Source organism: Gilliamella sp. ESL0254 (genome assembly GCF_013344985.1).
Taxonomy (GTDB): domain Bacteria; phylum Pseudomonadota; class Gammaproteobacteria; order Enterobacterales; family Orbaceae; genus Gilliamella; species Gilliamella bombicola.
Genome location: NZ_JAAEDU010000005.1, coordinates 122024 through 130314 on the forward strand (window position 1 = coordinate 122024; position 8291 = coordinate 130314).

Sequence of the window (8291 nt, forward strand, 5' to 3'; positions counted from 1 at the left end):
ATGATAAGCATTTTCATTTAGAATAATTCCCTTAAGTTGAAAATGATAATCATTATGAAGATTAACTTTGATATAGACATCGATGATACCAAGGCGCCTTTAAGCCCAACTAAAAAAAAGACCCAAAATGCCTATGTATGTGCATCAGTTTCTGTACTGTCTCATCTTGTATTATTTGCGCTATTATTTAGTTCTGTCTTACTTGCCCAAAATATCGTAGTCGACGAAGGTGATAATTCAATTAAAGCTGTCATGGTTGATCTATCACTGTTGGCAGCACCAGAACAATCCCTAGTAGAAGATAAACCAGATATTCAAGGGATAGAAAATAGCGAACTTATTGATAACCAAAAGATCGAAGAAACACCAATACAACCGGTTATTGAACCAATTGTCGAACCTGAAGTTAAAGAAGAAAAAACAGAATCCATTATTGAAAAAATAACCGATAAACCGACCATTGAACCCAAAAAGAAAATTGAAACCCAAAAAGAACCAAAACCGAAGAAAAAGGCCCCACCAATTCAAAAAGCATCGCATAAGCAAGTGAGACAAGAAGTGATTAACGAAAATATTGCTAATACTTCTGTAGCTCCACAAATTTCAGATAGCCGTCAATATTCTGGCACCCCTTCACCAATAAGGAGAAATCAACCAGAATACCCACGCCGAGCCCTCGATATGCGCGTAGAAGGCTATGTAGTAGCACTGTTTGATGTAAACAGTGATGGACACGTTGAAAATATTCGTATTATTGAAGCAAATCCTAATAATATTTTTAATCGTTCTGTCATTAATGCCATGAAAACGTGGAAATATAAACCAATTGCAGCCAAAGATCTGAAAATAAAAATTATCTTCAATCGCGATAAATCAATTAGTTTAAATTAATTACAACAAATAAAACCGCTGTAACACCTATGCTATAACACTCATTTCTATAGCATCTGTATAGTGAATAAATGGCAGCGGCTATAAAATGGTAATCACCTAAAAATCACAGCAACAACATGGCTAATGAGCAAGTTTGTTCCCCATCAGTTTTTCAATCTCCTCAGGACTTTTAGGGACATCACTGGTCAAAACTTCATTTCCTGATTGAGTAATTAAGATATTATCTTCAATTCGAATGCCGATACCTTTATATTGCGCTGGCACATCGGCATCTTTATTAATATATAAACCCGGCTCCACAGTTAACACCATGCCCGGCTCTAAAATTCGATCTCGATTGCTACCCACATCGTGCACATCAATCCCCAACCAATGTCCTAAACCATGCATATAAAATGTGCTATAAGCTTTATCAGCAATTAAAGTATCAATATCGCCATGCATAATACCTAATCTGACTAAACCTTCGACCATTGTTCTAACGACATAATGATTCACCTCCATAATAGAAGTTCCTGGCTTTAATAACTTAATGGCTTGATATTGTGATGCTAAAACAATATCGTAAATTTCACGCTGAGCTTGACTAAATTGACCATTAATAGGAAAGGTACGAGTTATATCCCCCGCGTAATATTGATACTCACAGCCGGCATCAATCAAGACTAGATCGCCCGCTTTTAACTGTTCATTATTATTCTCATAATGCAATATACAGCCATTATTACCACTACCGACAATAGTATTATAAGCAGGAGCGCGTGCGCCATGCCAAGCAAATTCATGTAAGATTTCAGCTTCCAGTTGATATTCAAACATGGTCGGCTTACATTTTTGCATAGCACGAATATGCGCTTTTGCGCTAATTTGACAAGCTTGACGTAAAATAGCCATTTCAAAGTCTGATTTAAACATACGCATTTCATGCACTATCGGTCGCCAATCGATAATGCAATTGGGTACAGAAAGATTCGTTCTATAACCTTGACGCAACCTCCTCATTGCATTATCAACAAAATTATCAGCATATGCATACTGTTGATCGGCATGGTAAATGATTGTTTTACCATTTAATAAATTGGGTAATACAGTATCAATTTCATCAAATGGATAAGCTTCATCAACCCAAATAGCATCTAATGCTGCCTGTTGTCCTAACCGATAACCTGTCCACGTTTCGGCTAACCGCTCTTTTTTACGATTAAATAAGACATATTTAGGTATATTATCTTGTTGTTTGACAACAGCAAATACCGCTTCTGGTTCAGCAAAAAACGTAAAATACCAAAAATCACTATTTTGCCTATATGGATAATGTGTGTCATTACTGCGCGCCATTTCTGGAGCAGCAAAAAAAAGTGCAATACTATTTGTTGCCATTTGGGAAAGTAGCTTTTCCCTGCGAGCCAAAAGTTCTATTTTGATATTACTGTTTATCATTGTCATGACCTTAATAGAGGTATAATTATTAATCTTAATGAATTGTTGGGGAGATATCCATCTCATTAAACTCATCGAAACAAAGCATAGCCGTTATGCGAACATACTCTTTAATCTCTTCAAATGCAAAACCGAGCTCTTGTTCATCGTCGCTTTCGTCATAACCTAATTTCACAATTTGGCGTAAATCATAAATTGCTTCGCCAACATCGTCTTTAAGGCGATTAATTTTGGGTTGCGCAAGACCAATACCAAGCAAAAAATGGTTAACCCAACCAACCAAATCATCGATTTGCGCAAACAGATCATGGCTACTGAGTAACAGTTCAAATTCAAAGTTTTCATTAAAAAACTGTTGTTTAGTTAAATGATAGAGGTTTTTAATTTGCTCATCTAACGACGCGTCAAACACTTGTCCATTATTCAACATATCTTTAACTAATGAACGCCAGCTCTCATCATGATTACCACCAGCTAAGATACCAGAAAGAAAACCATGCAACTCAGCAGCGGTAATACCTATTTTATTTTGGACTAGTTGACGATTAAATTCATCATAATTAATAGTATCAGACATAAACTCCACCCTAATCTTGTCACATCACTAAAAATGCACTATGCACTTTCTTCGATTATTAGTATATAATCCGTATCTAATTATAAATAATAAACAGGTTACTGTGCTTTATAAAGGAATTATTTTGAACATTGTAGGATTAATTGCGAAGTTGCCTCTGCAACGATTATGTCTATTATGCCTTTCAGGATTAGCATTATCGTTAGCGTCCTGTAGTTCATTTTTACCCAATAAAGGCATCATTATTCTTGATGTACAAGATAAAATACATACCAATGTAACCAGCCAAGATTTACCTAAATCGTATAAATTAGGTAATAGCGAACAAGAATTACAACGATTCGAAACTTTCTGCAAAGAAGAAATTCACGTATCACAGCTTGATGGTAGTGAAGAAATCGTTTTTGAAAATATTAAACATGGAATCCATGGGCAGGTAGAATTTAAAAACTGCAGTGACAAAGTCACTCGTATCTACCGATACTGATAAAATATGGCTATTATTATAAATTATAGCTAATACAATTGACTCAATATAAAAGAACAATGAAATCTTACTAGCCTTTCAGGCAGTTTTTATTTATATTGGTCGCTGAAATAAAAATATTTTGGGAGTAAAAAAATATGTACACACAAGATGTCACCATTACTGCATCTAACGGCCTTCATACTCGCCCTGCTGCGCAATTTGTTAAAGAAGCCAAAAACTTCAATGCAGAAATCACTGTCACATCTGATGGAAAAAGTGCAAGTGCTAAAAGTCTATTTAAATTACAGACGTTGGGTTTAACACAAGGGACAACAATTAGCATTTCTGCCGAAGGCGAAGACGAAAAAGAAGCTGTACAACATCTAGTAAAACTAATTCCAGAATTAGAATAATCTCTCCCAATTAGATATGAACGGTTTTAAAATTGAATAAGGATTAAATGTTATGGTATCAGGTACACTTGTTTCCCCCGGTATCGCTTTTGCTAAAGCGCTATTATTAAAAGAAGAGCCTATTGTTATCAATAATAGACAAATTCTCGATAACAAGATTGACGCTGAAATTGAGCGCTTTAAAGAAGCTCGAGAAAAATCAAGCAAACAACTGCATGCGATTATGGAACGAGCAAAATCTACGCTAGGCGAAGATAAAGCAGCCATTTTTGAGGGTCATATTATGCTTCTTGAAGATGAGGATCTTGAACAAGAAGTCATTTCTCGTATCCAAAGTAAACATTCGACTGCTGATGCCGCGGTTCAATCAGTTTTTGAAACTCAAGCTAAAGAATTAGAAAATTTAGATGATGAATATCTAAAAGAACGTGCTGCTGATATTCGTGATATTGGAAAACGATTACTTAAAAATATTTTAGGTATCGAAATCGTTGATTTAAGTGCAGTTAGTCAACCTTGTATTTTGGTTGCAACTGACTTAACACCATCGGAAACAGCTCAGCTAAACTTGGAAATGGTGTTAGGTTTTATTACGGATGCAGGTGGACGAACTTCACATACCTCTATCATGGCTCGCTCATTAGAAATCCCTGCTATTGTTGGTACATCTAATGCAACTCAAGCAATCAAACAAGGGGATTTTGTTATTTTGGATGCTATAAATAATGCCATTTATATCAATCCAGATCACACCACTCAAGAAAAATTAAAACAAGTTCAAACTAAATATATTAACGACAAAGAAGAATTGGCTAAATTGAAAGATCTACCTGCAGTCACCCTTGATGGTCACCAAGTAGAAATTTGTGGCAACATTGGTACTGTGCGTGATATTGCAGGTGCGGAACGTAACGGCTATGAAGGTGTTGGTCTATACCGTACTGAATTCCTATTCATGGACCGCGAAGCCTATCCTGATGAAGAAGAACAGTTTAAAGCTTATAAAGAAGTAGCCGAATCTACCAATGGTTTATCCGTCATTGTCCGTACTATGGATATTGGTGGTGATAAAGATGTGCCTTATATGCATTTACCAAAAGAAGAAAACCCATTCTTAGGCTGGCGTGCAATTCGTATCTGTTTAGATCGCAAAGAAGTTCTTCATGCACAATTACGCGCAATTTTACGTGCCTCAGCATTTGGTAAATTACGCATTATGTTCCCAATGATTATTTCTGTGGAAGAAATTCGCACATTAAAATCTGAAATCAATATTCTTAAAGAACAATTAAATACCGAAGGTAAAGCATTCGATAAAAATATTGAAATCGGTGTAATGATTGAAACTCCAGCAGCTGCCGTAATTGCACATCATTTAGCCAAAGAAGTAGATTTCTTTAGTATCGGAACCAATGACTTAACACAATATACGCTTGCAGTTGATCGTGGTAACGAATTGATCTCTCACCTTTATAATCCATTTTCACCTTCAGTGTTAACACTGATTAAAAAGGTTATAGATGCTTCTCATAAAGAGGGAAAATGGACAGGTATGTGTGGCGAGCTTGCTGGTGATGAAAGAGCCACAATTCTATTACTGGGTATGGGACTTGATGAATTTAGTATGAGTGCCGTATCTATTCCTAAAATTAAAAAATTAATTCGTAACACTAACTATGAAGAGGCGAAAAAATTTGCTGATACTGTACTAGAAAAAGCAACCTCAAAAGAAGTTATTGATTTAATTGAAAATTATGCTAATGAAAAGCAAATCTGTTAGGAGACAATAATGGGTCTATTCGATAAAATTAAGCAATTCGTATCTGATGATAATAAAAACAGCATCGAGATTATTGCCCCTTTAAGTGGTGAAATTGTCAAAATCGAAGATGTACCAGACGTGGTTTTTGCTGAAAAAATCGTTGGTGATGGTGTTGCAATCAAACCATCAGGGAATAAAATCGTTGCACCATTAAATGGTAAAATTGGCAAAATTTTCGAAACTAACCACGCTTTTGCTATTGAATCAGATGAAGGCATTGAACTTTTTGTTCACTTTGGTATTGATACCGTAGAACTAAAAGGTGAAGGCTTTACTAGAATTGCAGAAGAAGGCCAACAGGTAAAAGTAGGCGATACCATTATTGAAATCGATCTACCACTACTTGAAAGCAAAGCCAAATCAGTGTTAACACCTGTGGTCATTTCAAATATGGAAACAGTCGTTGAGTTAACCAAATTATCAGGCTCTGTCGAAGCAGGTAAAACCCCAATAATGCGAATAAAAAAATAAGCAAACACATTCTTCCACATAAAAAAACCTTCAGCCTAAACTGAAGGTTTTCTTTTATCTAAATAAACTCACCAATTGGCTAAAACAACCTAACGCCACTTCTTGTATTGGTTAATTAAATTATTGGTTGAATCATCATGAGAATTTACAGGTTTATCGTCCGCTAATTCAGGTAAAATTCGGCCTGCTAATTGCTTGCCAAGCTCCACACCCCATTGATCAAAACTGAAGATATTCAAAATAACGCCCTGAGTAAATATCTTATGCTCATACATCGCAACCAATGCACCGAGAGTATAAGGTGTGATCTTTTTCACTAATATCGAATTCGTCGGCTTATTACCGTCAAAAACCTTAAACGGAACAATAGACTTCACCTCATCAAGCGTCTTACCTGCAGCAATAAATTCTTGCTCGACTTGTTCTTTTGTTTTACCAAAAGCTAACGCTTCGGTTTGAGCAAAAAAGTTAGATAGCAATTTAGGGTGATGATCGCCAACAGGATTATGGCTAATCGCCGGTGCAATAAAATCGCAAGGAATAAGTTTAGTACCTTGATGAATTAACTGATAAAAAGCATGTTGACCATTTGTTCCCGGTTCACCCCAAATAATTGGACCGGTGGTATAAGGTGTTTTATGACCATTGCGATCTACACTCTTGCCATTCGACTCCATATTCCCTTGTTGAAAATAAGCAGCAAAACGGTGCATATACTGATCATAAGGCAAAATAGCCTCGGTTTCGGCACCATAAAAGTTATTATACCAAATACCTATTAAGGCAAGTAAAGCTGGGATATTCTTATCGATTGGCGCACTTTGAAAATGTTTATCCATCGCATGACCGCCTGCCAAAAATTGCTTAAAGTTATCAAACCCAATGGATAACACAATCGATAACCCAATCGCAGACCATGACGAATAACGTCCACCAACCCAATCCCAAAATTCAAACATATTGGTAGTATCAATACCAAATTTTTCAACTTCCTTCGCATTAGTTGACAACGCAACAAAATGCAACGCAACAGCTTTATCATCCTTAGCAGCATCAAGTAACCATGCACGTGCAGTCTGCGCATTAGTCATTGTTTCTTGCGTAGTAAAGGTTTTAGAAGCCACTAAAAATAACGTCGTTTCAGGATCCAAATCTTTCAGCGCCTCAACAATATGCGTCCCATCAACATTCGACACAAAATGCATAGTTAAGTGATTTTTATAAGGACGTAACGCTTCAGTAATCATATGTGGACCAAGGTCAGAACCACCAATTCCAATATTCACTACATCCGTAATCGCCTTGCCGGTATAGCCTTTCCACTCGCCACTAATAATTTTTTTACTGAATGATTCCATTTTAGCTAAGACAGCGTTAACATCATCCATCACATTTTTACCGTCAACATAAATTGGGGTATTCGATACATTGCGTAACGCTACATGTAATACCGCTCGGTCTTCGGTGCGATTAATCTTCTCGCCACTATACATAGCCTTCGTTGCGCCAGTCAGATCGCATTCGTCAGCAAGCTTATAAAGTAATGCTAGCGTCTCTTGCGTTATAAGATTTTTTGACAAATCAACCAAAAACTCATCTTCAAAACGAATACTGAGCTTTTCAACACGTTGGGATTCTTCTTTTAAAATCTGGGCAATGGTTTTGGTATGGTGTTTTTCATAACTAGCTTGGAGTGATTTCCAAGACGCAGTAGTAGTTGGGTCAATTGACTTTAACATAGTTATTCCTTAATAATATGGGATTCTAGCCATGATATAACTATGCCTAACATGATGCAAGATAAGGATCTTATCGATTAAAATGAAATTATTTTTATAAAAAACAACAAAATAAAAAATTAAATAAAATCAATACCTTTTCTGACTGATTTTTATTAGATTAAAATATTCAAAATCCATGTTTACTATTACTAGATGAAAATAGTTAATGAACATGTCTTTTGGTCAGGTTCTAATTGATATTATTAGGTGGTAAGGTTAATAGTGTTTTGTAGTTAAATAAAATGATGTAATTAACTAAATATTGTTATTCAATATAAAATAAAGCTAAATTAAGATAACCACAAAAGCAAAAAAGCCCAGCATCACTGCTGGGCTCTCTCTAATTTAAAAGTCTGGCGGCACCCTACTCTCACATGGGTAATACCCACACTACCATCGGCACTACGGCGTTTCACTTCTGAGT

8 protein-coding genes are annotated in these 8291 nt (G+C 36.0%); 5 read left to right on the plus strand and 3 right to left on the minus strand.

The features are described 5' to 3' along the window. Positions 1-54 precede the first annotated feature (54 nt). The gene (locus GYX25_RS10330; RefSeq protein WP_167349352.1) at positions 55-891 is read left to right on the plus strand and encodes a TonB family protein; all 837 of its coding nucleotides are present in this window, start codon (positions 55-57) and stop codon (positions 889-891) included. Between the two features lie 123 nt (positions 892-1014). Here the strand turns inward: GYX25_RS10330 and pepP are convergent, their stop codons facing one another. Both pepP and GYX25_RS10340 read right to left on the minus strand, forming a co-directional pair. Further along, the gene (gene pepP / locus GYX25_RS10335; RefSeq protein ID WP_446718923.1) at positions 1015-2331 is read right to left on the minus strand and encodes a Xaa-Pro aminopeptidase; all 1317 of its coding nucleotides are present in this window, start codon (positions 2329-2331) and stop codon (positions 1015-1017) included. 37 nt (positions 2332-2368) lie between these two features. Next, the gene (locus GYX25_RS10340; protein WP_174787328.1) at positions 2369-2911 is read right to left on the minus strand and encodes a UPF0149 family protein; all 543 of its coding nucleotides are present in this window, start codon (positions 2909-2911) and stop codon (positions 2369-2371) included. 124 nt (positions 2912-3035) lie between these two features. Here GYX25_RS10340 and GYX25_RS10345 point away from each other — a divergent pair, with 124 nt between their 5' ends. From GYX25_RS10345 to crr, 4 genes are all read left to right on the plus strand, one after another. Continuing rightward, complete coding sequence (locus tag GYX25_RS10345; RefSeq protein WP_091350778.1) at positions 3036-3398, plus strand: hypothetical protein; 363 nt, start codon at positions 3036-3038, stop codon at positions 3396-3398. 137 nt (positions 3399-3535) lie between these two features. Then, the gene (gene ptsH, locus GYX25_RS10350) at positions 3536-3793 is read left to right on the plus strand and encodes a phosphocarrier protein Hpr (protein ID WP_091350776.1); all 258 of its coding nucleotides are present in this window, start codon (positions 3536-3538) and stop codon (positions 3791-3793) included. Between the two features lie 52 nt (positions 3794-3845). Continuing rightward, positions 3846-5573 carry a phosphoenolpyruvate-protein phosphotransferase PtsI gene (gene ptsI / locus GYX25_RS10355; protein WP_174787329.1) on the plus strand — a complete coding sequence of 576 codons (1728 nt, stop codon included), beginning with the start codon at positions 3846-3848 and terminating at the stop codon, positions 5571-5573. A gap of 9 nt (positions 5574-5582) precedes the next feature. Continuing rightward, a complete protein-coding gene (gene crr, locus GYX25_RS10360; RefSeq protein ID WP_091350771.1) occupies positions 5583-6086 on the plus strand; it encodes a PTS glucose transporter subunit IIA in 504 nt (167 codons plus the stop codon). Positions 6087-6175: 89 nt separating this feature from the next. On the opposite strand, the gene pgi is transcribed toward crr, so the two are convergent. Beyond that, positions 6176-7825 (minus strand): glucose-6-phosphate isomerase, encoded by a 1650-nt coding sequence (pgi, locus tag GYX25_RS10365; RefSeq protein ID WP_174787330.1) that lies wholly within the window; start codon positions 7823-7825, stop codon positions 6176-6178. Between the last annotated feature and the right edge of the window lie 466 nt (positions 7826-8291).